We start from the raw sequence: 23,147 nt of genomic DNA, 5'->3' as shown, positions 1-23,147 counted from the left end.
AGGCGTTCCCAACCGAAAACGACCTGAGGGTGTGGCTGCGATTGCTTGACAGGTCGGAGGGACAGCACCCCCCTCTGCCCTGCCGGGCATCTCCCCCGCAAGGGGGGAGATCGCAGCTTCGCCGAGGGCTTTCGCCCCGATGTGATTTGACGTTGCCGCGCCGTGGCCTACTCTTCGATGCTGGTGGGATGAACCGAGGAGACGAGCCATGCAGTCGCCTTTCAACGGGATGCGGAGCGCCACGCTGGCTGCGGCGGTGATCCTTGCCGCCGGCACCGCGGCCTATGCCCATCACGGCTGGGCGTGGACGCAGGACGGGTTCTTCGAACTCCGGGGCAGGATCACGGCGATCTACATCGGCAATCCGCACGCCACGCTGGATGTCGACGCGGAGGGCGAGGCCTGGCGGGTGGAGATGGCGCCGCCGTCGCGCACGATCGCCGCCGGCTTCACGGAGGAGGTCGCCAAGGTCGGCGACGAGGTGACCGCGATCGGCAACCGCTCGCGCGACGAAAAGGAAAAGCGCATGAAGGCGGTGCGCATCATCGTCGGCGGCAAGACCTACGATGTCTATCCCGACCGTGTGCCGCCGGCCTGAATGGACGGGGTTTTCGCCGGCATCGAGCAACTCGCTCTCGTCAAGGGGCTGAAGGCCTCCTTCGTCGCCTACCCGATCGTCAACGCGCTGCACATAATGTCGATCGGCGCGCTGCTGACCAGCGTCATGCTGATGGACCTCAGGGTCATCGGCGCCTTCCGTTCGCTGCCGCAAGCGGCGTTCGTCGCGCTGCTGCGCCGCACGGCGTTGGGCGCGTTCGCCGGCGCGCTTGTCACCGGGGCGCTGCTGTTTTCGGTCAGGGCCAGGGAGTATGCGGCGATGCCGGTTTTTCTTGCCAAGATGGGGCTGATCCTGCTTGCCGGGGTCAACTTCCTCGTCTTCATGCGGTTGTGCCACGCGAGAGGTGAGGACGAACTGGCCGGCGGGGACGCCACTATGTTGGCGGTTGTTTCGCTGTTGCTGTGGACATCGGTGCTGTTCGCCGGACGGTTCATCGGTTTTCTCTGATTGAGGCGAGCGTTGGCACTGGCCTTCCCAACGCAGGCAGATAAGCTCCCCGCAAACACTGGGAGATCGTCATGAACAAGGAAATCGTCGAAGTGCCGGTGCTGTCGGCGGCCGTGCGCGCGCTGGGGGTGCCGCTGTCGCTGGTGACCAAAGGGGCGGGGCTGGTCTTCGTCTCCGGCACGCCGCCGCTTGATATTTCGACCGGCAAGCTAGTCAAGGGCGACATCGAGGTGCAGACCGAGGCGTCGTTGAAGGCGCTGAAACATTGCCTGGAAGCGGCTGATACCTCGTTCGACAAGGTGGTGATGGTGCGCATCTACGCCGCCAATTCCGGCTTCTACAACGCCATTAACCGGGTCTATGCCAGGCATTTTCCAGAAAACCCGCCATCGCGGACCTTCGTGCCAGTGGCGTCATGGCCGATGGAGTTCGATATCGAGATCGAGTGTGTGGCGGTGGCGTGAGGGAGCCAACGGGCTTTTCGGGGTAGCCCGTTCCCGGGTTTCTGCGACTTGGCTGCTTGTTTGAAATCGCCACAGGGGATCATCTATCGATATGATGCCGACAAGATAGTATCCGGAATTTGACGCGGTCCTTTGCATTGCTATATGGAAGAGACGGGAGGACTCGAACCTCCACTGCCTGGGGCTGGCTGGCCACCACTTCGTAAACCTCAGGCGTGCTATCCGTTACACTACGTCTCTATGCGCCGGTTCCTCATAGACCGCGAAGAACCGTCGACTATCCTCCTTCACGACCGGCAAGTTCTGGAGCGTCTTCGGATGCTCCATTTTCATTGAGGTCGGATGACTTTGCTGCGTGATCATGAGTGGCCAACACCCAGCGGTCATCTGCTCTGTAGACAATTCCGTCGCTTTTCAAGCGAGAGAGTTGAGGGCTTAAGCTGGACCTTGGGTAATTTGTTCCTAGTATATCATTAACAATTTTAAGAATTTCGTTGGCCGTCATGCCACGGTTCGCGGCCTTCAGAGCCTCTACAGCTGCCTCTTTCATGGTGTTTGGCAATTTATATTGCGAAGACATCGTCCTTTCTTTTGAATTATCAGAACTTTCGTGAGTCTCGATGCTTATGTTAGCTGCTGCCGCAGCTCTTTCAATTTGATCGATCTCTTCTTCCAAAGAAGAAAGTTGGCGCCGCGTTTCCGTGAGCGCTCTCGTCAGCGCCCTGTGCCTTTGGGTAAGGAATTCGTTTAACGACGCCATGTAGTTAAGTCTATGGCAAGTCCTGCGTCGTTGCAAGAGAAATCGGACTCCATCATGGTTAACGAGTCCCTAAGTGTCGCTTGGGATTGGCACGGGTTTTGCTGCGCAGTAGCCACCTTTGGCCCAAAGTGCCAAGTTTTCGAGTCATAGTTAACGAGTCCTAAGTGAAGTCGAGTGGCTATATGTGTCAGAATGACGCATCATGCGCCTTTGGCATGATTCAGACGCTCCTGCCGGTCGGATGCCTGAGTCAATTCGCCACACCGTCTTAAGGCTTATTTAACCATATGATTCCGTTATACTTTCTACGCCAGAGGAGTCGAATCACTATGGACGCGACGTATAATCTCAACGGCGGTTTCAAGCCGACAATGAAGCGGTTTGCCGATCTCGCCGGTCCGGATTACTTCCCCACGCCCACTTGGGCGACGCATGCCTTAATGGAAAACGAAAAATTCTCTGGCGGGATTTGGGAATGCGCCTGCGGCGACGGCGCAATGTCTCGCGTGCTGGAAAGTCGTGGCAACCCTGTCCGCAGTTCGGACCTATTCGACCGGGGCTTCGGCAAGGCTGGCATTGATTTCAACACGGCGACGACGCCGGCAGACAACATCGTGACCAATCCTCCTTACAATAGCGCGGAAAGTTTCGTGCGCTCTGGAGTGAAACTGGCGCGTAACAAGTTCGCGTTGCTTCTGAGGCTGGCTTTTCTGGAAGGGGCAAATCGAGCGAACACGATCTTCGCTGAATGCCCACCTGCGCGCGTCTGGGTCTTTAGCGAGCGCATCACCTTTTATCCAGCAGGCGCTGTTCAAGCTGGTTCCGGCACCACGGCTTATGCATGGTTTGTCTGGGACAAGAATGCACCAGCGCAAACTGAATTGAAATGGTTTCAGCCGGGATATAAGGCGAAGTTCGCTAGGGCCGCTTAAAGCCCCTATAGATGCTCTGTAGATGCCCGTCATGGATGAGGTTTCCGGGCTGGTCCTTGTGCGATTTGATGTTGCGGACGATCTGGGAGAATCGATCGTCTTGTCGACCCTCTAGCGGCTCTTCATCCTCGGCGTTTAACGGAATACGCTGCCGTAGCGTTCTAATCAATTTTGTGGTAGAAATCTCTCTATTCGGTTCGGCGTCTATAATTGCTATCACGTCTTTTGAAATATCTGCTTCCCCAATCCTTCCAGCCTTCTTAGCCATTCTTCCCCTCCCAAAGTTGAAGAAGGAGAATGACTCTGAAAGGAGTTAGGAGCAAGCGCTTGTCTTGTCGCCGGGGCGCGCCCGATGAATCCGACGGAGCGAATATAATCTTCGGAGACTGGCGCCGCCCCTCATCTGCCTGCCGGCATCTTCTCCCCGTATAGAGACGGGGAGAAGGAAGCGCTCCTCACGCAAAGTACTCCTGCAGCGGCCGCACTTCCAAACTCCCCGCCCGCAGCGCCGCAATCGCCTCGGCCACGGCAGCCGCACCTGACAGCGTCGTGTAATACGGCACTTTCTGCATCAGCGTCGCCCGGCGCAGCGATTTTGAGTCCGATACCGCTTTCTGGCCGTCCGTGGTGTTGAAGACGATCTGGACCTGGCGGTTGCGGATGGCGTCCTCGATGTGGGGGCGGCCTTCCAGTACCTTGTTTATCTTTTCGGCGACGACGCCGTTTTCGGCGAGGAAGCGGGCGGTGCCTGACGTCGCCAGCACTTTAAAACCCTGGCCGGCGAGGCGCTTGACCGCCGGCAATATGCCTTTCTTGTCCTCGTCGCGCACCGAGACGAACAGCGTGCCCGCGCGGGGGAGATCAACACCCGCCCCCAGCTGGCTCTTGGCGAAGGCAAGGGCAAAATCGCGGTCGAGGCCCATGACCTCGCCGGTCGAACGCATTTCCGGGCCGAGCAGGATGTCGACGCCGGGGAAGCGGGCGAAGGGGAAGACGGCTTCCTTGACCGCGATGTGGCCGGGGTTTCTGGGGTCGGGCATGGCGCCATAATGGGCGAAGGCGTCTTCCAGTTTTTCGCCGGCCATGATGCGGGCGGCGATCTTGGCAATGGGCCGGCCAATGGTCTTGGCGACGAAGGGCACGGTGCGCGACGCGCGCGGGTTGACCTCCAGCACATAGACCGTGCCGTCCTTGATCGCGTACTGCACGTTCATCAGGCCGCCGACATTGAGCGCGCGGGCAAGGGCTGCCGTCTGGCGCTCCAGTTCGTCGACGAGCTCCGCAGGCAGCGAATGCACCGGCAGCGAGCAGGCCGAGTCGCCCGAATGGATGCCGGCCTCCTCGATGTGTTCCAGGATGCCGGAAACGAAGGCCGACTTGCCGTCGCAGAGGCAATCGACATCGACCTCGATGGCGCCCGAGAGATAGGTGTCGAACAGCAGCGGGTTCTTGCCCAGCAGCGTGTTGATCTGGCCGGTCTTGTCGTTGGGGTATTTCTGCTTGATGTCCTCCGGCACCAGGCCGGGCACGGTGTCGAGCAGATAGGTCTGCAGCATGCCCTCGTCGTGGATGATCTGCATGGCGCGGCCGCCGAGCACATAGGAGGGGCGCACGACCAGCGGGAAGCCGAGCTCGCCGGCGACGAGGCGGGCCTGCTCGACCGAATAGGCGATGCCGTTCTTCGGCTGGCTGAGGCCGAGCTTGTGCAAGAGCTTCTGGAAGCGGTCGCGGTCTTCGGCGAGATCGATCATGTCGGGCGAGGTGCCGAGGATCGGGATGCCGGCCTTCTCCAGCGCGTCGGCGAGCTTCAGCGGTGTCTGGCCGCCGAACTGGACGATGACGCCGACCAGCTCGCCCGACGCCTGCTCGGCGCGCAATATCTCCAGCACGTCCTCCGGCGTCAGCGGCTCGAAATAGAGCCGGTCGGAGGTGTCGTAGTCGGTCGACACGGTCTCGGGGTTGCAGTTGACCATGATCGCCTCGAAGCCGGCGTCGCGCAGGGCGAAGGCCGCGTGGCAGCAGCAATAGTCGAACTCGATGCCCTGGCCGATGCGGTTCGGACCGCCGCCGAGGATGACCACCTTCCTGCGCGACGAGACCTGCGCCTCGTTGGCGAGGCTGCCTGCGAACGGCACTTCATAGGTCGAGTACATGTAGGCGGTGGGCGAGGCGAACTCGGCCGCACACGTGTCGATGCGCTTATAAACCGGATGAACGTCGAGCTTTTCGCGAATCTTCTGAATCTCTTCGGCGTCTTTCCTGACCAGGGACGCGAGGCGGGCGTCGGAGAAACCCATCGCCTTCAGCATGCGCAGATTGGCGGCGTCCTCGGGGATACCGTGCTCCCGGATGCGGGCTTCCATGGCGAGGATGCCGGCGATCTGTTCGAGGAACCACGGGTCGATCTTGCACATGGCGTGCACGTCTTCCAGCGAGGTGCCCATGCGGATCGCCTGCGCCACCATGCGCAGCCGGTCGGGCGTCGGTGTGCCGAGGGCGGCGCGAATGGCGTTGCGGTCGTCGACATGGCTGGCCGGCGCGCTGCCATGGCCGATGCCGGGGATCTCGATCTCGTCTAGGCCGGTGAGGCCGGTTTCCAGCCCACGCAACGCCTTCTGCAGCGATTCCTGAAAAGTGCGGCCGATGGCCATGACCTCGCCGACCGACTTCATCGCCGTAGTCAGCACCGGCTCGGCGCCGGGGAATTTCTCGAAGGCGAAGCGCGGGATTTTGGTGACGACATAATCGATGCTCGGCTCGAACGAGGCAGGCGTGGCGCCGCCGGTTATGTCGTTCTCCAACTCGTCCAGCGTGTAGCCGACGGCGAGCTTTGCCGCGATCTTGGCGATGGGGAAGCCGGTCGCCTTGGAGGCCAGAGCGGAGGAGCGCGAGACGCGCGGGTTCATCTCGATCACCACCAGGCGGCCATCGGCCGGGTTGACGGCGAACTGCACGTTGGAGCCGCCGGTCTCGACGCCGATCTCGCGCAGCACCGCGATCGAGGCGTTGCGCATCATCTGGTATTCTTTGTCGGTCAAGGTCAGGGCAGGGGCGACGGTGATGCTATCGCCGGTATGCACGCCCATCGGGTCGATGTTCTCGATCGAGCAGACGATGATGCAGTTGTCGGCCTTGTCGCGGACAACCTCCATCTCATACTCCTTCCAGCCGAGCACGCTCTCCTCGATCAGCACTTCGGTGGTCGGCGAGGCGTCGAGGCCGGACTGGACGATCTCGTAGAATTCGGCGCGGTTGTAGGCGATGCCGCCGCCGGTGCCGCCCATGGTGAAGGACGGGCGGATGATGGCCGGCAGGCCGACATGGTCGAGCGCTTGTGCCGCGATCGCCATGCCATGGCTGATGTAGCGCTGCTTGCGGTCGCCTTCGCCGAGATTCCAGCGCGTCTCCAGCGCGTCGAGCGCCGAGTCGAGATCGGCCGGCTTCTCGGCCTTGAGTGCGGCGCGCTCGGCCTCATGCGTCTTGCGGTCGGCGTTCTTGACGTCGGTGGCGTTGGCCAGCATCGACTTCGGCGTTTCCAGGCCGATCTTGTGCATCGCCTCGCGAAACAGCGCGCGGTCCTCGGCCTTGTCGATGGCGTGCGCATCGGCGCCGATCATCTCGACATTGTAGCGCTCGAGCACGCCCATGCGGCGTAGCGAAAGCGCCGTGTTCAGCGCGGTCTGGCCGCCCATGGTCGGCAGCAGCGCATCCGGCCGCTCCTTGGCGATGATCTTGGCCACGACTTCAGGCGTGATCGGCTCGATATAGGTGGCGTCGGCCAGTTCCGGGTCGGTCATGATGGTGGCCGGATTGGAATTGACCAGGATGACGCGGAAACCCTCTTCCTTCAGCGCCTTGCAGGCCTGGGTGCCGGAATAGTCGAACTCGCAGGCCTGGCCGATGACGATGGGGCCGGCCCCGATGATCAGGATCGACTTGATGTCGGTGCGTCTTGGCATATCGAGGGTCCGTTCGGCAGGCGGCTTGCACGAAAAACCGGACGGGAAGACCCGGCCGGTTGTGCTCGCGATTCTGGTATCAGGCTAGGAGGGCCTTATAGGGAAGAGTTTTGCCCGATGTAACCCCGAAAATGAGGCAGTAGGGCAGTAGGGCAGTAGGGCAGTAGGGCAGTAGGGCAGTAGGGCAGTAGGGCAGTAGGGCAGTAGGGCAGTAGGGCAGTAGGGCAGTAGGGCAGTAGGGCAGTAGGGCAGTAGGGCAGTAGGTAGAGGTTCGAGCGCCTTCTAAACATATTGCCCTACTGCCCTACTGCCTTATTTCCCAAACCATTAACCTCCCAACGCCAGCGCATCAGGAATCTCGAAGCGCTCGGAGACCCCCACGCGGATCATGTTCAGGGTGCCTTCGCGGGTGAAGCGGAATTCGCCCGATGCGTCGGAACTGGCCGGCAGGCCGGCGGCGAAGCTGATGACGCGCGTGCCGCCGTCGGGCCAGGTCACGGTGACGGCGGCCTTGCCGTCGGCCAGGCGCTCGACATTGGCTCCGCAACTGGTCATCGGCTGGCCGACATAGCGCGCGCAAGGAATCTTGTTTTTGGCGCCGGCGGCTGGCGGCCCTGGTGGCTGCAGCCGCGCAACGGTTTGTGCGTCGGCCGGAGGCGCCGCATTGGCCGCGAGATTCTGGACGGCATCCGCGGACCCATCCGTCTCGCCGGTCGACGGGTCTCCGCTGCCCGCAAGCGCCAGGCGGTAAGCATCCTCGATGGCGGCCTTGCCGATTGCCTCGGCGGGTGTCGGCGGGGTTTCGGCACTGGTGCCGCCCAGGCGTTCCCTCAGGTCGGGCAGCGGCGCGGCCAGCGCCGGGTTTACGACCCCGGCAGAAGCGGTCGCGTCTTCGCCGGTCGTTTCCATGTCGGTCACCGGCTGGGGATTGGTGGAACTGAGGTAGCGCGCGGGAGCCCATCCAATCATTTGCGGGTTGTCGGTCACCGCGACCTTGCACCATTGGTGGCCGTTGACGTCGTTGCAGCCGAGATTGTTCAGGCTCGACCCATTGGGCAGGCGGGTCTGGACCTTGCCGCCTGGCGAGGGTTTGGCGCGGATGTTCAGCAGATCTTCCGGCGCGAGACCGGTCACGATGGAGACGACCTGCGCCTCCTGGGCTCTGGCCGCCGTCGGCAGCATCGCCATCAGAAGCACAGGGGCAGCAAGCAGCAGCGTTGTTGGGAGCGTAAGTTTGCGCCTCATCACCTGGCCGTGGGCATTGCATTATGGAAAGCGCGGCCAGGCACGGAAGTGCTGCCGCATGCCGAGCGATTTATAAGGGACGACATGGCGCCATGTAAGTCGGAAAATATGGCCGCGGCATGAGCAAACGGACCTAGTTCCAGCGGGGTATCAGCTGGGGTGCCTCGTTCAACCCGGGGTATGAGCTTCGCTCAACCCGGGGTATGAGCTTCGCTCAACCCGGCATTAACCCGGTGCGCAGCGCGTGGGCCCATTCTGGCCGTCCCGCCTGTTCGGCCTGTCGCGCGGCCGCCTCGTGGTCGTAGTCGACGGCGATGGCCTCGAAACGGTCGGGATGTTGGCCGAGTTCGACGATGCCGTAGCGCGCATGCGGGGAGCCTTGCTCGGAGACATGCGCCGGCGGCGTATCGTCGTGATAGGCGGGGCAGCCGATGCTGCCGGGATTGAAGATGACGGGACCATCGGGAATGCGAAACAGCTCGGCGCGGTGGCTGTGGCCGCACAGCACGATGCGGCAAGAGGCGTCGAGCCCCTTCAGCCGACGCTTGATGGCGGCCAGCGGCGCACGCACCAGCTGGCCATCCGAGATCGCGTCGGCCAGGTATTTTTCGTCGTGGTCGGGCCGGGCGTGGAGGGCGACGACGCCGGGCGCGATCTCCAGCGTCAGGGGCAGCGCGAACAGTGCCTCGCGCTGCGCCGCCGTCAGCCGCTCCTGCGCATAGCGGTCGGAAGGCCACATCTGGTCGTCGGCCGGGTCGACGGCGACACGGCGGTCGTGGTTGCCGCGCACCGTCGGCAGGTCGAGGGCCTCCAGTCGTTCCATGGTCTCGCGCGGCCACAGCGGTCCGGAAACGCAGTCGCCCAGATTGACGACGAGGTCCGCCCCGCCGCGCTGCTTGAGATCGTCAAGCACGGCGTCGAGCGCCAGCACATTGCCATGGATATCGGCGAGGACGGCGATGCGCATCAGGAAGCTCCGGTTGTGAGGCAGCATTTCCTCTCCCTCGCACAGCGGGGGAGAGGTGGCCGCGAAGCGGCCGGAGTGGGGGCCTTTCGCGCGCGGCGCACTGAAGAAAAGTGAAACTTCTTTGAAGGGGGAAGGGGCGTCAAGGCCCCACTTCGTCTCGGCTTCGCCGAGCCACCTCCCCCCACTCCGTGAGGGAGAGGAAACCAAGTTCTGGAAGGTCGCTTCCCGGTTGGTGCTTAGGCTGATATTTCGACCTCGTGGCCGCCGACCATCGGTAGCGCGGTATCCTCGGCGGCGGCGATCACGCTGTCGAGCAGGCCGGGAAAGCGGGCGTCGAGATCGTCGCGGCGCAGCGTGATCAGCCGGCTGGTGCCGACCACCTCGGCGCGGGTGACGCCGGCCTCGCGCAATTTGGCAAGGTGGTAGCTGAGATTGGTCTTCGAGCCGAGATCGAGGAACTGGCTGCAGTTCAGCGGCACGCCTTCCTTGCTGGCGAGATAGCGCACGATGGCGAGCCGGGTCGGGTCGCCGAGCACGGCAAGCACGATCGGCAGGCTGATCTGGTCGGCGTTGGGATGAGGCAAGGTCATGCCGAGGAATTAAGCACAATCGGGGCCGATTTCAACGTGTCTCCTCCTTCGCCGGTGCCCGCGGCTTTGGCACTGCTCCGGCCTGTCCTGACACAGGGCTGTCAGCAGGGTTGGATTATTTGTGCCTGGCTTCATTGACATCATGCCCTGTTATGTCCAATTGTTCAATAACTTTTGAACTAAGGATTTCCCCATGGACAAGCGCCTCTTCTGGCTTGCGCTCGGATCGTTCACGATCTCGACCGAAGGCTTCGTCATCTCCAGCCTGCTGCCGGACATTGCCGCCGATGCCCGCATCTCCGTTCCGCTCGCCGGCTCGTTGATCACCGCCTTCGCGCTCGCCTATGCGGTCGGCACGCCGATCCTGGCGACGCTGACCGGCGAATGGGACCGGCGCCGCGTCATCTTGTGGACGCTGGTGTTCTTCGTGCTCGGCAATCTGGTGGCGGCGTTGAGTTCTTCCTTCGAAGTACTGCTGATCGCGCGCATCGTGATGGCGCTGTCGTCGGGCCTGTTCGCGGCAACCGCGCAAGGAACCGCCGTGGCGCTTGTCGACGATCACCACCGGGCCCGCGCCATTGCCGTCGTTGTCGGCGGCACCACGGTGGCGGTGGCGGTCGGCGCGCCGCTCGGCGCGCTTGTCGCGACCATCGCCGGCTGGCGCGGCACCTTCTTTGCCATTGCCGGGCTTGGCGCGCTGGCCGGCGCGATCCTGTGGTACCGGCTGCCGCAGGGCATCGTCGGCACCAGGCTGCCGCTCCGGCAGCGACTGGCGGCAGCACTTCGCCCCGGTGTGCCCTCGATCCTCCTGACCACGGTGCTGGCACTGATCGGCGCCTTCACCGTCTTTGCCTTTGTCGCGCCGCTGGCCATCGAAGGCGGCGGGTTGAGCCCGATCGCACTGCCCGGCATGCTGCTGGCCTTCGGGGTCGGCGCCGTCATCGGCAATATTGCCGGCGGGCAGGCCGCCGACCGCTTCGGCGCGACGCGCACCGTCAGCTGGTCGCTGGGGTTGAGCGCGGCCATGCTGGCCACCTTTTCGCTGATCCCGACCTTCTTGCCGCACAGCATCGCCGGACCGGCGCTGATGGCGATGATGGTGCCCTGGGGCATAGTCGGCTGGGCGTTCCCGCCGGCGCAGGCGAGCCGCATCATCAAGCTGGCGCCAGACGCCGCGCCGATCGTGCTGTCGCTCAACGCCTCGGCGCTCTATCTCGGCGTGGCGCTGGGCGCGGTGGTCGGCGGTGCGGTGCTGCGCTACGGCGCGCCGGCCGATCTCGGCCTGGTGGCGGCGGCGTTCCCGATCATGGGTCTCGGCGTCGTGCTGGCTGGACGCATGCTGGCCCGGCCCGTCGCCATGCCGGCGGAGTAGCCTCTAACAGCCTATCGCCGGCCGATGCCTCATTTCGATGGCGCGGCCGGCGGCGTATCGAAATCCAGCGCGGCGATGTCGTCCAGCGCCGCGCGCAGCCTTGCCGCCTCGTCCTTGCCGACCATCGCCTCGAAACGCTGCTGGGCGAGGCTCCACAATTTCATGGCTTCATCGAGCTTGACCAGACCTCGCGGCGTCAGCCGCACGCGTTTGATGCGGCGGTCGTCCTTGTCGGCAAAGGTCTCGACATACCCGTCGCGGATCAGCGGCTTCAGCGTATGGCCGAGCGCCGACAGGTCCATGATGAGGGCTGCCGCGATGGCACCCATCGCCGGATCATCTCCGATATGGATCTGGTAGAGCAGGCCCTGCTGCGTGGCCTTGAGGCCCGAGGGCGCCAGCACATCGTCATAGAACTGGCCGAGCTTTCGTGTCGCGCGCCGTAGCATGGCGTTGTTGCAAAGGGTCAGGCCGGGCGGGGCGGCTTGGGTCATGGCAATTCCTTGGAGGCGAATGGCGTTCGCATTCTGCCCTAAAATGATCTTCGACAGTCCGATTGACAAGGTAGTGGCATATACCTACTTCTCAGAAAGTGGCATATGCCACTAAGCGGCTTGAGACAGGTGAGCGCGTTGCCCGCCGCACTTATAGCCAAGGTCGAAAACAGAAGGATCAGGAAAAATGAGCAATCAGAACAAGGGCACAGCGGTGGTCACCGGCGCCTCGTCCGGCATCGGCGCGGTCTATGCGGACCGGCTCGCAGGGCAGGGCTATGATCTCGTGCTGGTGGCGCGCCGCGCCGATCGGCTCGATGAACTGGCGGAGAAGCTGCGCTATGCCTACAGTCGCAAGGTCAGCGTCATCGGCGCCGACCTCGCCGACGACAATGATGTCCGCCGCGTCGAGCAGGCGATATCGGCCGACGAGAGCGTTACACTGCTCGTCAACAATGCCGGCCTCGGCGGAGCGCAAGTGGTGGCGACGGCCGACGCCGACCTCGCCGAGCGCATGATCAAGGTCAATATCGTCGCTTTAACGCGGCTGACGCGTGCCGTTCTGCCGGGCCTGATCGCGCGAAAGCGCGGCGCCATCGTCAACATCGCCTCGGTGCTCGCCTTCGACACCTCGTTCGGCGGCATCTACAGCGGCACCAAGGCCTATGTCGTCAACTTCACCGAGGCCTTGCAGCGCGAAGTCGCCGGCACCGGGGTGAGGGCGCAGGTCGTGCTGCCGGGGGCCACGCGCACCGAATTTTGGGAAGTTGCCGGAAGCGATATTGCGAATGTGCCGCAAGAGATCGTCATGAGCGCCGACGACCTGGTTGACGCAGCGCTTGTCGGCCTTGCCAAGGGTGAAGCCGTCACCGCTCCCGGACTTGCCGATGCTGCCAGGCTGGACGCTTTTCTCGGCGCCCGGCAAGGCTTCTTCGGCAGCCTTCTGGCCGGCAAGCCGGCGGCGCGCTACGCGGCTTGAATATTGCAGCCGGTCTTACGCCGGCCGCCACATCGGCACGATCGAGGCGGCGAGCAGCAGGCCGAGCGCGATGTTGAGCACACGCCACTGTCGCTCGGTTCCAAGCAACCGGGCGAGCAGCGTGCCGGCCACGCACCACAGTGACAGCGAAAGTGCCGCGGCCAGGCCGAAGACAGCGCCGAGCAGCAGGGCGAGCTGCAAAGGTCCATTGGCGAGCGCCGCAAAGGATGCAGCGGCGCCCAGCCCCATGGCCCAGCCCTTGGGGTTCATCCATTGCAGGCCGGCGCTGCCGAAGAAACTGTTGGGCTTTGCCATCGACGGGTCGAGATTGGGCGGGCCGCTGCGGCCGATCTTGAGGGCAAGCCAGACAAGGTAGAGCGATCCGGCGATCTTCATCGCCAATTGCAGGAACGGGGCGGCGGCCAGCAGGCCGGCGAGGCCGGCAGCGCCGGCGGCCGCCACCGAGGCCAGGCCGGCCGCACTTCCGGCCATCAACGGAACCGAACGGCGAAAGCCGAACCGGGCTCCGGACGCCGTCGACAAGGTCGTGGCCATGCCTGGCGTAGAGGTTGCGACCAGCGCGAACAGAACAAGCGGGAAGATGCTCTCGAACATGCCGTTTCCCTTTGTGGAGACCGGCATGCTAGCGATTGCCTTCTATCAGTAAATGCAATGTTTGATATGCTTGGCATTAGAATATATAATGCCGGCATGGCCCGCAACCTCGATACTGCACTGATCCGAACCTTCGTCACCGTCGCCGACAGGGCCAGCATGACGGCGGCGGCGAACGCGCTGCACCTGACGCAAGGAGCCGTCAGCCAGCAGATCAAGCGGCTGGAGGAGGTGCTGGGCTGCGGCCTGTTCGAGCGCGACCGGCGCGGCTTACGATTGACGCGCGCCGGCGAACGGCTGCTTGGCAAGGGCAGGCGCCTGCTCGCGCTCAATGACGAGATCTGGACCGAGATGAATGGCAAGGCGGTTGCAGGTGAGGTTCGGATCGGCGTGCCCTACGACCTTGTCGGCACCCTGTTGGCGCCAATGCTGAAGACCTATGCCGAGACTTATCCGCAAGTGGAGATTTCGTTGGCCTGCGCGTCCTCGCCGGAGCTTGCCGCCGCGCTCGCGGCCGGAACCATAGACCTTGCCGTGATCGAGGAGCGGGTCGGCCCGTCCGCCGGCGAATGCCTGCTGGTCGACCGGCTGGTCTGGGTTGGCGCGAAGGGCGGCGTCGCGCGCGCCAAGCGCCCCTTGCCGGTGTCGATGGTGGCCGACACCTGTGCCTTCCGCCCGGCGGTGATTTCGGCGCTTGACGAGAACGGGTTGGAATGGCGCACCGTATTCGAGAACGGCAATATCGACGCGACGACGGCGACGGTGCGCTCGGACCTTGCCGTCACCACCTGGCTGGCCTCCACTGTGCCGGGCGATCTCGACATCCTGTCCGATCCGGAGCTACCGGCCTTGCCGAATTTTTCGATCAACCTGCATCTGCCGAAGCATGGCATCGAGCCGGCCGCGCAGGAGTTTGCCGCGTGTATCCGCGAGGGACTGGCGCGGCGGCGAGAGGCGGCTTGAACGGTCTTTTGCAAAACTTGGGTTCCTCGCCCCCACATTCGTGGGGGCGAGGAACCTAGTTCTACTTCCAGTTCCTGCGCCTCTCCATCTCGGCCTCTGAAGGCTCTTCCGTGGCGAAAGACCCGGTCCTGATCTCGCCGCCGCGTTCATAGCTCGCCATGATGACGCCCGTGCTCGAAGCCAGCGACTTGGTGAGCTTGAAGGCAGCGGGCATCGCGTCATTGCCGAACAGCCGCTTGCCCTTGCCCAGCACCAGCGGGAAGATCAGCAGGGTGATCTCGTCGATCAGGCCGTTGGCGAGCAAGGTCTGGATCAGTTCGCTCGATCCCTGGATAAGCAGGTCCGGGCCAGCTTCCTGCTTGAGCCGGCGCAGCGTGGCCACGACATCATTGCCAAGCGACTGGCTGTTCCGCCAGGACAGCGAGTCCGGCCTGTGCGTCGCCACATATTTGGTGGCGGCGTTGAAACTGTCGGCGATCAGGCCGTTCTTCTGATAGGGCCAATAGGCAGCGAAGATGTCATAGGTCCGGCGGCCGAGAAGCAGCGCGAAAGGTTTCGAGAACGTCTCATCCATCGCGGCGCCCATCATTTCGTCCCAGTAATGGAACGTCCAGCCGCCGAATTCAAAGCCGCCGACCGGGTCTTCCTCCGGTCCGCCGGGCGCCTGCATGACGCCGTCGAGGCTGACGAATGTCGAGGCGATGATCTTCCTCATTGGATGTTCTCCTTTTTGTCATCCATGCCCTTGGAGCCGGATTTCGAACCAAAGGACGGGCCGGCAGCCGCTCATCCGACAGGGCCGGGAAAAATTTCTGACACCCCAGCTCATCCAACCCGATGATTTCAGCCTGCCGGTCGGCTGCGAATGTCTTTCGACGAGAACCAGACGTCGCCGATGATGGCGATGGCGGTGCGGTCCGGCGCCTTGTCGGCCGTCAGCCAGATCGAGCGGCTGCGCGCGGCCTTGTCGCGGTCGGGGATTTTCGCCATGGGGCCTGCGAGCGAGGCGCCGACGCAAGGGATGAACCATGACCGCATGAACGGATCGCAGGTGAAACCTTTTTCTGCGCGGATGACCATGACCGCCAGGCCGACGCGCTCGGCCGGACGCCAGGGAAAGACCAGGCGGCCGCCGGGCTTCAGCGCCTTCAGCCAGTCGGCGGGCGGCGCCACGACGCCGGCATTGACATAGATGATGTCGGACGGCGGCAGGCCGCCGGTCACCGCATCGCCATGGATGACGGTCACATTGCCATAGGGTTCGAGATTCTGCGCCGCACGGGCGGCAAGATCGGCCTCCAGTTCGAAGGCGGTGACGGTGCCGGGCGACACCAGCCGTGCCAGCAGCGCGGTGTAGTAGCCGGTTCCGGCGCCGACATGGGTGACGGCCTCGCCGGGCTTTGGCGCCGCCTTGCCGATCCACATGGCGTGCAGGACCGGTTCGCCATTGTTGATGCCCTTGGCGGCGTCGAGCGCCACCAGCACATTCTGGTAGATATGGACCGGATCGGCGCTCGGCGTTTCGAGCGTGGCGTTGCCGGCGATGACCGTCCATGGTCCGGGGCCGAGAAAGGCTTCGCGCGGCACCTCAGTGAAAACCGCCTCGAGGCGAGGATCGGCCGAGCCGGCATGGGCGGCCAGCAGCCGCGCGTAGAATTTTCGAGCTTCGGCAATCTGCGTCATGGCCTGGCAAGATAGCGCGGATTGCCGATTTGTCGCGGCCGTTCTGGCTGAGAGAACTCTCACCCAATGCCGGCGATGGCGTCGTAGAGCAGCCTGAAGTTGAGGACCAGGATGACGGCGGCAACCACCCAGGCAAGTGCGGCGACGGCGCGCGGAATGGCGAACGTGCCCATCTTCTTCTTGTCCGACACGAACAGCACCAGCGGAATCACCGCGAAGGGGAGTTGCATCGACAGGATCACCTGGCTGAAGACGAGGAGCTGTCCGGTCCCCTTCTCGCCATAGAGCGCGGTGACGACCACGACCGGTATGATGGCGATGCCGCGCGTCAACAGGCGGCGCGCCCATTGCGGGATGCGCAAGCGAAGAAAACCCTCCATGACGATCTGCCCGGCGAGCGTCGCCGTTACCGTCGAGTTCAGGCCGGAGGCAAGCAGCGCCACGGCAAACAGGATCGAGGCGATGCCGAGGCCAAGCAGCGGCGACAGAAGCTCGAAGGCCTGGCCGATCTCGGCGACGTCCTGATGGCCGGTGCCATGGAAGGCCACGGCCGACACGATCAGGATGGAGGCGTTGACGAACAGCGCCAGGATGAGGGCGATGGTCGAATCCGCCGTTGCCCATTTGATGGCATCGCGCTTGCCGGCCTCGGTGCGCTCATAGGCGCGGGTCTGCACGATCGAGGAATGCAGGTAGAGATTATGCGGCATCACGGTGGCGCCGATGATGCTGATGGCGATGTAGAGCATTGCCGGGTTGGTGACGATTTCGGACGACGGCACGAACATCGAATGCAGGATCGAGCCTACCGGAGGAGCGGCGGCGAAGATCTGGATGGCGAAACAGCCGAAGATGATGATCAGGAGCGCCACGATGAAAGCCTCGAGGTAGCGGAAGCCCCTGTTCATCAGCAGCAGCACGAGGAATGCGTCGAGGGCGGTCAAGACGGCGCCGCCGATCAGCGGAATGCCGAACAGGAGCTGCAACGCAATCGCCGTGCCGATGACCTCGGCCAGGTCGCAGGCAATGATGGCCAGTTCGCAGGCGATCCACAGCATGAAATTGACCGGTCGCGGATAGTAGGCGCGGCAGGCCTGGGCGAGATCGCGGCCGGTGGCGATGCCGAGCCTGGCGGCGAGCGCCTGCAGCAGGATCGCCATCAGGTTCGACAGCATGATGATGAAGAGCAGCGTATAGCCGAACTGGGCGCCGCCGGCGAGGTCGGTCGCCCAGTTGCCCGGATCCATATAGCCGACCGAAACCATGTAGCCCGGCCCCATGAAGGCGAACAGGCGGCGAAACCAGACGCCGGTCCGCGGCACCGCGATCGAGGCGTTGACCTCGCGCAGGCTGGGCTGCTCGTCTTCTTCCGGCCGGGCAAACCGCAACATGGATCGAGGCGCTGATGTGGCTTCGGCGTCTGACATGGAGGCTTTCCGCTTGAATGGAGGGTTGCGCCCCTATCTATGCCGCAGCTCAACATTATGCAATATGCTATGTTTCATTGATCATGCTTTTGTGATGTGCTCGATCAATGCTCGGATGGTTAGCCGCGAACGCCGGTTGCGCCCGCCTTGGAATGCAAATAAACGGCCGGAACAATGGACGCCGTGCTATGAATATGCACACCGGCTCATCCGCCGACAGTCGAGGAGGAGCGCATATTGGCGCTGAAGAAGAAACCGGTCCTGCGCGAACCGTTGCCCGATGCCGACGTTCATTCGGAGGGTTTCCGGCAGACGCGCGAAGCGCGCCGCAGCGCGTTGGTAGAAGATTATGTTGAACTCATCGCCGACCTGATCGAGGACGGCAACGAGGCGCGGCAGGTCGATATCGCGGCGCGGCTCGGCGTTGCCCAGCCGACGGTCGCCAAGATGCTGACGCGGCTGTGCGCCGATGGGCTGGTGTCCAGGAAGCCCTACCGTGGCGTGTTCCTGACGGAGGCTGGCCGCAAAGTCGCGGAAGAGAGCCGCATCCGCCATCAGACGGTGGAAGCCTTCCTGCGCTCGCTCGGCGTCAGCGCCGAGACCGCGCGCATCGATGCCGAGGGCATCGAGCACCATGTCAGCGCCGAGACGCTCGAAGCGTTTCGCAAGGCGATGATCGCGGCCCGCTGATCCGAAATCCATTCCGTCCTTTCGGCATTTGGTGAACGGACGCTGCCGCGCGTCCCAAGCGTCTCCTGCGGGACCGCTGCCTCGATGAGGCTGCTGCCCCTTCAAGGAAAGAAAAATGCTGTGACTTGGCGCGGCCGTTGAGATAATTGTTGTCGGGTCCGATCGGATCGAGACTTGAGCCCGATCAACCGGAAATTTGCGTCGCGGGGAGTTGCCATGCTCTGGAAGGGCCGTCGTCAGAGTGACAATGTCGAGGATCAACGCGGCCAGGGTGGCGGATTCGGCGGCGGCAGTCCCGGTCAGTTCCGCATCCCGATCGGTGGCAGCAGTGGCGGCCGCATGTCGCTGTCGAGCATCATCATCCTGGGCGTGATTGCCCTGATTGCCTGGGGTGTTTTCGGCATCAATCCCATGCAGATTCTGAACGGTGGCGGCGGCTTGATGCCGGGCGGCGGCGGCCAGATCACCGACAATAGCGGCAGCCAGGGCGGTGGCACCGGCGCGCCGGCTTCCGACGAGATGAAGCAGTTCGTCTCGACGGTCCTGGCCGAGACCGAGGACACCTGGACTGGCATCTTCCAGTCGGAGGGCCTGACTTACGAGAACCCGAAGCTGGTGCTGTTCAGCGGCCAGATTCGCTCGGCCTGCGGCTTCGCCTCTTCGGCCGCCGGTCCGTTCTACTGCCCCGGCGACCGCAAGGCGTATCTCGACACCACCTTCTTCCAACAGCTCGACCAGCAATTCGGCGCTTCGGGCGATTTCGCCCAGGCCTATGTGATCGCGCACGAGGTTGGCCATCATGTGCAGAACCTCACCGGCATCCTGCCCAAGTTCAACCAGATGCGCCAGCAGATGGGCGAGGCCCAAGCCAACCAGATGTCGGTGCGGGTCGAGCTTCAGGCCGACTGCTTCGCCGGCGTCTGGGCGCATTTCACCGCGCAGAAGGGCATTCTGGAACAGGGCGACATGGAAGAGGCGCTGAACGCCGCCAAGCAGATCGGCGACGATACGATGCAGAAGAAGATGCAGGGCTATGTCGTGCCGGAAAGCTTCAACCATGGTACCTCGCAGCAGCGGCAGACCTGGCTGGTGCGCGGCTACAAGAGCGGCAAGCTTTCGGATTGCGATACGTTCAACAATCCGATCTGAAGCACCTGGTTTTCTCGCTGATCCGACGGCAGCATTGCCGTCAGGGGATGTCAAGATGGAGACATCCCGCCTGTTCCCGCATTGTTCCCAGCGCCGTGCTCACCTATAAGGTGCCTTCGCCTTCGCCCCGGGCGGCCCGAGGAGGTAACCGTCGTGATCGACCCAAAAACCGCCAGGCGGGGCCTTGCGCTCGTTTTCACCACGCTGCTGCTCGACATTGTCGGCTTCGGCATGATCATGCCGGTGCTGCCGGCCTATCTCAGGGAATTGACCGGCGTCGGCATCAGCGAGGCGGCCATCGAGGGCGGCTGGCTGTTGTTCGTCTATGCGGCGATGCAGTTCGTTTTCGCGCCCATCATGGGCGGGTTGAGCGACCGGTTCGGACGGCGGCCGATCCTGCTCGCCTCCGTGCTCACCTTCTCCATCGACAATCTGATCTGCGCCATCGCCTGGTCCTACCCGATTCTGTTCATCGGGCGCGTGCTGGCCGGCATTTCCGGCGCCAGCTATTCCACGACATCCGCATTTATCGCCGACATTTCGACCGACGAGAACCGGGCGAAGAATTTCGGCCTGCTCGGCATTGCGTTCGGCGTCGGCTTCGTCATCGGGCTGCTCGGCACGTTCGGGCAGGAAGCGGCGACCGACGGGATTTGAACTTCGCCGCTCGTCCCCACCCTTCACCATAAACAGACCGGTTGACCGGTTTTGAAGGATCCCGTCGAAAATGGAGATGGGAATGAGGGTGACGAAGCAACCGCCGGTATCGCACGATCCGGCTTCGACGCATTCGCGCCGAATTTGTAACTCTGGCCATTCGAGTTCCCGCCCTAGTTTATGTCGGAACAACGCGGGGTCTGAGTCGGAGACGAGAGCGCCGAGATTCCCGACGCCAGTTACTGCGTGCTGGCCGACAATCCCGATGCGGTTGCCGACCTGATCGAGAAGCACGCCGCCACCGGCGCGCCGTGACCGGGATCAGCGAAAACCAAGGGAGAAGAAGATGAAAGGCATGACGAAGACCGATTTCCCAACGCCGGAGATCGTCGACCGGCCAACTTTCCAGGCTGGCATCGACAAGCTCAGGCTGCGCGAGAAGGCGCACACGCGCGAGGGCGACGCCATCGCCGCCGCCCGTCGGCGGCTGCCCATGGTCAAGGTGGATGGCACGGCAGTGCTGACCGGCGAGAAGGGCGCTCTGACGCTGCTCGATGCGTTCGAGGGCCGCCGCATGCTGATGGCCTATTACTTCATGTGGTATACCGGAAAGCCGGCGCCGGACCAGTGCGAGGGCTGCACCTGGGTGACGTCAATGGTGCGTGAGCTATCCTACATCCATGCCCGCGACATCACCTACGCCACCTTCTGCCAGGGCCCCTATGAAGAGAGCGCCCGCTACCGCGACTTCATGGGCTGGGAGATGTCCTGGTATTCGGCGCAAGGTTCGCTCGACACGCTGCTCGCCGGACGCCCAGCGGGTATCATGTACCTCATCTGCTATCTCAGGCAGGGATCCGATGTCTACGAGACCTACTGGACGACCATGCGCGGTGTCGAGGCGATGGACAACAGCTATCGCCTGATCGACCTGACCGTCTACGGACGACAGGAGAAGTGGGAGGATTCTCCCGCCGGCTGGCCGCAATGGTGGGAAGGCAAGCAGCGCATTCGCACCGATGGCCGCCCCACCGCCCAATGGGCTCGGCTCAAGGCCGGTTACTCCGACGATCTGGGAACCGGCAGACGTTGAACCTGCGACACCGGAAGATCAGGCGCGCTCCGCCAGCAATTCCTCGCCGCGCTTCTCGCGAATGAGGTTGACGAAGCGGCGGAACAGATAGTGCGAATCCTGCGGGCCGGGCGAGGCCTCGGGATGGTGCTGGACCGAGAACACGGGACGGCCGGTCAGCGCGATGCCGCAGTTCGAGCCGTCGAACAGCGAGACATGGGTTTCCTCGACGCCCTCGGGCAGCGAGTCGGCGTCGACGGCAAAGCCGTGGTTCATCGAGACGATCTCGACCTTGCCTGTGGTGTGGTCCTTGACCGGATGGTTGGCGCCGTGATGGCCCTGATGCATCTTCTGGGTGCTGCCACCCAGCGCCAGCGCCAGCATCTGGTGGCCGAGGCAGATGCCGAACACCGGGATGTCCGTCTTCAACAGATCCTGGATGACCGGTACGGCATAATCGCCGGTGGCTTCCGGATCGCCGGGGCCGTTCGACAGAAAGATGCCGTCGGGCTGCATGGCGAGGATCTCCTCGGCGCCGGTCCTGGCCGGCACCACGGTGACCTTGGCGCCGAGACCGGCAAGCAGGCGCAATATGTTGCGCTTGACGCCGTAGTCGATGGCGACGATATGCATGGACGGTTCGGCCTGTTCGCCGAAGCCCTCGTTCCAGACCCAGGGCGTTTCGCGCCAGACCGAGGACTGGCCTGAGGTGACCTCCTTGGCGAGATCGAGCCCGATCAGCCCGGACCATGCAGCCGCGCGGCGCTTCAAATCGTCGAGGTCGAAGACGCCGTCGGGCGCATGCGCGATGACGGCGTTGGGCATGCCCTTTTCCCGGATCAGCGCGGTCAGCGCGCGGGTATCGATGCCCGACAGCGCCACGATGCCGCGCTTCTTCAGCCACTGGTCGAGGCCGGCCGCGGCGCGGTAGCTGGAGGGGTTGGTGACGTCGGCCTTGAACACGGCGCCGACAGCGCCGGCGCGCGCGACAGGATTGAGGTCCTCGATGTCCTCGTCATTGGTGCCGATATTGCCGATATGCGGGAAGGTGAAGGTGACGATCTGGCCGGCATAGGAGGGGTCGGTGAGGATCTCCTGGTAGCCTGTCAGCGCTGTGTTGAAGCAGACTTCGGCGACAGCCGATCCGGTAGCGCCAAGGCCGCGACCCTCGATGACGGTGCCGTCTGCCAGCACCAAAAGGGCGGTCGGCTTCTCGGTGGCCCAGGGGGCGGTCGTCGTCGCCATGGCGGCACTCCTAAACGCCGCGTGCGGATTGTCCGGCGCAGCAAACCGCGCGGCAGCGATTTCTCGAGCCTGCGCCTCAATTTTCTGTCCTGTTCATGTCGGTGTCCCAAAACCGCTACGCAGTTTGGGCGACATGAAACTCATTGTCTTATGCAAGGCCGAGTACATAGGGGAAGGCGCCAGAACGGTCAATGATACAGCCAGTGACCGCCAGCGATTTATTTCGTCGAACAATCGTCGAACAATATCAGTGGCTTGCCGGCCTAATCGAAATTTGCCTTGTGCTTTCGGCGAGGCTATGTTCCGCCGCGTTCGAAGGAGAAAGCATGATGCGCGCAAAAATCGCCGAATCCCTGAAGAGCGCGATGAAGGCGCAGGACAAGCACCGGCTGCCGACGCTGCGGCTGATCCAGGCCGCCATCCATGACCGCGACATCGCCAATCGCGGCGCCGGCAAGGAGCCGGCCAGCGACGAGGAGATCCTGCAGATCCTGGCCAAGATGGTGAAGCAGCGCGAAGAGTCGGCCAAGGCCTTCGAAGACGGCAAGCGGCCGGAACTCGCCGCGCAGGAGCGCGGCGAGATGGAGATCATCCGCGGCTTTCTGCCGACGCAACTGGATGATGCCGCCATAACGGCCGCGGCGCGCGAGGCCATCGCCGCCACAGGTGCCGCGAGCCAGAAGGACATGGGCAAGGTGATCGCGGTGCTGAAGCAGAAATATGCCGGCCAGATGGATTTCGGCAAAGCCAGCGGCATCGTCAAGAGCCTGCTGCAGTAGGGTTCTTTGCGCCCATCCTTGTGGGTTGGGCAGCGGAGC

General features: G+C 63.4%; 23 protein-coding genes, 1 tRNA gene and 1 pseudogene. 12 read left to right on the top strand and 13 right to left on the bottom strand.

The window, feature by feature from the left end; translation table 11 throughout:
- The first annotated feature begins 208 nt into the window (after nucleotides 1–208).
- The 3 genes from MESS2_RS26100 to MESS2_RS26090 all read left to right on the top strand — a co-directional run bounded on the left by MESS2_RS26100 (nucleotide 209) and on the right by MESS2_RS26090 (nucleotide 1,530).
- Entirely contained in the window at nucleotides 209–598 is a 390-nt protein-coding gene (locus MESS2_RS26100) for a DUF6152 family protein (protein ID WP_008877580.1), read from the top strand.
- A complete protein-coding gene (locus tag MESS2_RS26095; protein WP_008877579.1) occupies nucleotides 599–1,066 on the top strand; it encodes a DUF6644 family protein in 468 nt (155 codons plus the stop codon).
- 71 nt (nucleotides 1,067–1,137) lie between these two features.
- The gene (locus MESS2_RS26090) at nucleotides 1,138–1,530 is read left to right on the top strand and encodes a RidA family protein (RefSeq protein ID WP_008877578.1); all 393 of its coding nucleotides are present in this window, start codon (nucleotides 1,138–1,140) and stop codon (nucleotides 1,528–1,530) included.
- A 145-nt stretch (nucleotides 1,531–1,675) separates the two neighbouring features.
- On the opposite strand, the gene MESS2_RS26085 is transcribed toward MESS2_RS26090, so the two are convergent.
- A tRNA-OTHER gene (locus MESS2_RS26085) sits at nucleotides 1,676–1,770 on the bottom strand.
- Between the two features lie 37 nt (nucleotides 1,771–1,807).
- Entirely contained in the window at nucleotides 1,808–2,206 is a 399-nt protein-coding gene (locus MESS2_RS32480; protein WP_157357851.1) for a hypothetical protein, read from the bottom strand.
- Nucleotides 2,207–2,619: 413 nt separating this feature from the next.
- Between MESS2_RS32480 and MESS2_RS26080 the strand changes: the two genes are divergently transcribed.
- Nucleotides 2,620–3,222, top strand: a complete 603-nt coding sequence (locus MESS2_RS26080; RefSeq protein ID WP_008877576.1) for a hypothetical protein — start codon at nucleotides 2,620–2,622, stop codon at nucleotides 3,220–3,222.
- Here MESS2_RS26080 and MESS2_RS26075 read toward each other — a convergent pair.
- From MESS2_RS26075 to MESS2_RS26055, 5 genes are all read right to left on the bottom strand, one after another.
- Entirely contained in the window at nucleotides 3,209–3,490 is a 282-nt protein-coding gene (locus tag MESS2_RS26075; protein ID WP_008877575.1) for a hypothetical protein, read from the bottom strand. The genes MESS2_RS26080 and MESS2_RS26075 overlap by 14 nt on opposite strands.
- 187 nt (nucleotides 3,491–3,677) lie before the next feature.
- Nucleotides 3,678–7,181, bottom strand: coding sequence for a carbamoyl-phosphate synthase large subunit (gene carB, locus MESS2_RS26070; protein ID WP_008877574.1), 3,504 nt, complete (start codon nucleotides 7,179–7,181; stop codon nucleotides 3,678–3,680).
- 327 nt (nucleotides 7,182–7,508) lie between these two features.
- Nucleotides 7,509–8,426 carry an SH3 domain-containing protein gene (locus tag MESS2_RS26065; protein WP_008877572.1) on the bottom strand — a complete coding sequence of 306 codons (918 nt, stop codon included), beginning with the start codon at nucleotides 8,424–8,426 and terminating at the stop codon, nucleotides 7,509–7,511.
- A 214-nt stretch (nucleotides 8,427–8,640) separates the two neighbouring features.
- The gene (locus tag MESS2_RS26060) at nucleotides 8,641–9,393 is read right to left on the bottom strand and encodes a metallophosphoesterase family protein (protein WP_040594061.1); all 753 of its coding nucleotides are present in this window, start codon (nucleotides 9,391–9,393) and stop codon (nucleotides 8,641–8,643) included.
- A 236-nt stretch (nucleotides 9,394–9,629) separates the two neighbouring features.
- On the bottom strand, nucleotides 9,630–9,983 hold the full coding sequence (locus MESS2_RS26055; protein ID WP_008877570.1) for an ArsR/SmtB family transcription factor: 354 nt from the start codon (nucleotides 9,981–9,983) through the stop codon (nucleotides 9,630–9,632).
- 193 nt (nucleotides 9,984–10,176) lie between these two features.
- On the opposite strand from MESS2_RS26055, the gene MESS2_RS26050 reads away from it, so the two are divergent.
- The gene (locus MESS2_RS26050; RefSeq protein WP_008877569.1) at nucleotides 10,177–11,355 is read left to right on the top strand and encodes an MFS transporter; all 1,179 of its coding nucleotides are present in this window, start codon (nucleotides 10,177–10,179) and stop codon (nucleotides 11,353–11,355) included.
- Nucleotides 11,356–11,384: 29 nt separating this feature from the next.
- On the opposite strand, the gene MESS2_RS26045 is transcribed toward MESS2_RS26050, so the two are convergent.
- Entirely contained in the window at nucleotides 11,385–11,849 is a 465-nt protein-coding gene (locus tag MESS2_RS26045; RefSeq protein WP_008877568.1) for a MarR family winged helix-turn-helix transcriptional regulator, read from the bottom strand.
- A 187-nt stretch (nucleotides 11,850–12,036) separates the two neighbouring features.
- On the opposite strand from MESS2_RS26045, the gene MESS2_RS26040 reads away from it, so the two are divergent.
- Nucleotides 12,037–12,828, top strand: coding sequence for an SDR family NAD(P)-dependent oxidoreductase (locus tag MESS2_RS26040; RefSeq protein WP_008877567.1), 792 nt, complete (start codon nucleotides 12,037–12,039; stop codon nucleotides 12,826–12,828).
- A 15-nt stretch (nucleotides 12,829–12,843) separates the two neighbouring features.
- Here MESS2_RS26040 and MESS2_RS26035 read toward each other — a convergent pair whose 3' ends face one another.
- Nucleotides 12,844–13,443, bottom strand: coding sequence for a LysE family translocator (locus MESS2_RS26035; protein WP_008877566.1), 600 nt, complete (start codon nucleotides 13,441–13,443; stop codon nucleotides 12,844–12,846).
- Nucleotides 13,444–13,500: 57 nt separating this feature from the next.
- On the opposite strand from MESS2_RS26035, the gene MESS2_RS26030 reads away from it, so the two are divergent.
- Nucleotides 13,501–14,406 carry a LysR family transcriptional regulator gene (locus MESS2_RS26030; RefSeq protein WP_040594058.1) on the top strand — a complete coding sequence of 302 codons (906 nt, stop codon included), beginning with the start codon at nucleotides 13,501–13,503 and terminating at the stop codon, nucleotides 14,404–14,406.
- 61 nt (nucleotides 14,407–14,467) lie between these two features.
- Here the strand turns inward: MESS2_RS26030 and MESS2_RS26025 are convergent, their stop codons facing one another.
- The 3 genes from MESS2_RS26025 to MESS2_RS26015 form a co-directional block, all read right to left on the bottom strand.
- Nucleotides 14,468–15,121 (bottom strand): dihydrofolate reductase family protein, encoded by a 654-nt coding sequence (locus MESS2_RS26025; RefSeq protein WP_008877564.1) that lies wholly within the window; start codon nucleotides 15,119–15,121, stop codon nucleotides 14,468–14,470.
- A gap of 128 nt (nucleotides 15,122–15,249) precedes the next feature.
- On the bottom strand, nucleotides 15,250–16,089 hold the full coding sequence (locus MESS2_RS26020; protein WP_008877563.1) for a protein-L-isoaspartate O-methyltransferase family protein: 840 nt from the start codon (nucleotides 16,087–16,089) through the stop codon (nucleotides 15,250–15,252).
- A 59-nt stretch (nucleotides 16,090–16,148) separates the two neighbouring features.
- Complete coding sequence (locus MESS2_RS26015; protein ID WP_008877562.1) at nucleotides 16,149–17,516, bottom strand: Nramp family divalent metal transporter; 1,368 nt, start codon at nucleotides 17,514–17,516, stop codon at nucleotides 16,149–16,151.
- Nucleotides 17,517–17,753: 237 nt separating this feature from the next.
- Here MESS2_RS26015 and mntR point away from each other — a divergent pair, with 237 nt between their 5' ends.
- The 4 genes and pseudogenes from mntR to MESS2_RS25995 all read left to right on the top strand — a co-directional run bounded on the left by mntR (nucleotide 17,754) and on the right by MESS2_RS25995 (nucleotide 21,105).
- Nucleotides 17,754–18,206, top strand: coding sequence for a manganese-binding transcriptional regulator MntR (mntR, locus tag MESS2_RS26010; protein WP_008877561.1), 453 nt, complete (start codon nucleotides 17,754–17,756; stop codon nucleotides 18,204–18,206).
- A 216-nt stretch (nucleotides 18,207–18,422) separates the two neighbouring features.
- Nucleotides 18,423–19,355, top strand: a complete 933-nt coding sequence (gene ypfJ, locus MESS2_RS26005; RefSeq protein ID WP_008877560.1) for a KPN_02809 family neutral zinc metallopeptidase — start codon at nucleotides 18,423–18,425, stop codon at nucleotides 19,353–19,355.
- Nucleotides 19,356–19,508: 153 nt separating this feature from the next.
- A pseudogene (locus MESS2_RS26000) lies at nucleotides 19,509–19,994 on the top strand (MFS transporter); the annotation flags it as partial.
- Nucleotides 19,995–20,358: 364 nt separating this feature from the next.
- The gene (locus MESS2_RS25995; protein ID WP_008877556.1) at nucleotides 20,359–21,105 is read left to right on the top strand and encodes a DUF899 family protein; all 747 of its coding nucleotides are present in this window, start codon (nucleotides 20,359–20,361) and stop codon (nucleotides 21,103–21,105) included.
- Nucleotides 21,106–21,123: 18 nt separating this feature from the next.
- Here the strand turns inward: MESS2_RS25995 and carA are convergent, their stop codons facing one another.
- Nucleotides 21,124–22,329, bottom strand: a complete 1,206-nt coding sequence (carA, locus tag MESS2_RS25990; protein ID WP_008877555.1) for a glutamine-hydrolyzing carbamoyl-phosphate synthase small subunit — start codon at nucleotides 22,327–22,329, stop codon at nucleotides 21,124–21,126.
- A 329-nt stretch (nucleotides 22,330–22,658) separates the two neighbouring features.
- On the opposite strand from carA, the gene MESS2_RS25985 reads away from it, so the two are divergent.
- Nucleotides 22,659–23,108, top strand: coding sequence for a GatB/YqeY domain-containing protein (locus MESS2_RS25985; RefSeq protein WP_040594065.1), 450 nt, complete (start codon nucleotides 22,659–22,661; stop codon nucleotides 23,106–23,108).
- The last annotated feature ends 39 nt before the right edge of the window (nucleotides 23,109–23,147 follow it).

It is taken from the genome of Mesorhizobium metallidurans STM 2683, from assembly GCF_000350085.1.
GTDB lineage: Bacteria > Pseudomonadota > Alphaproteobacteria > Rhizobiales > Rhizobiaceae > Mesorhizobium > Mesorhizobium metallidurans.
The sequence above is the reverse complement of the archived record's forward strand: the minus strand, read 5'-3'. Positions and strand labels throughout refer to the sequence as shown.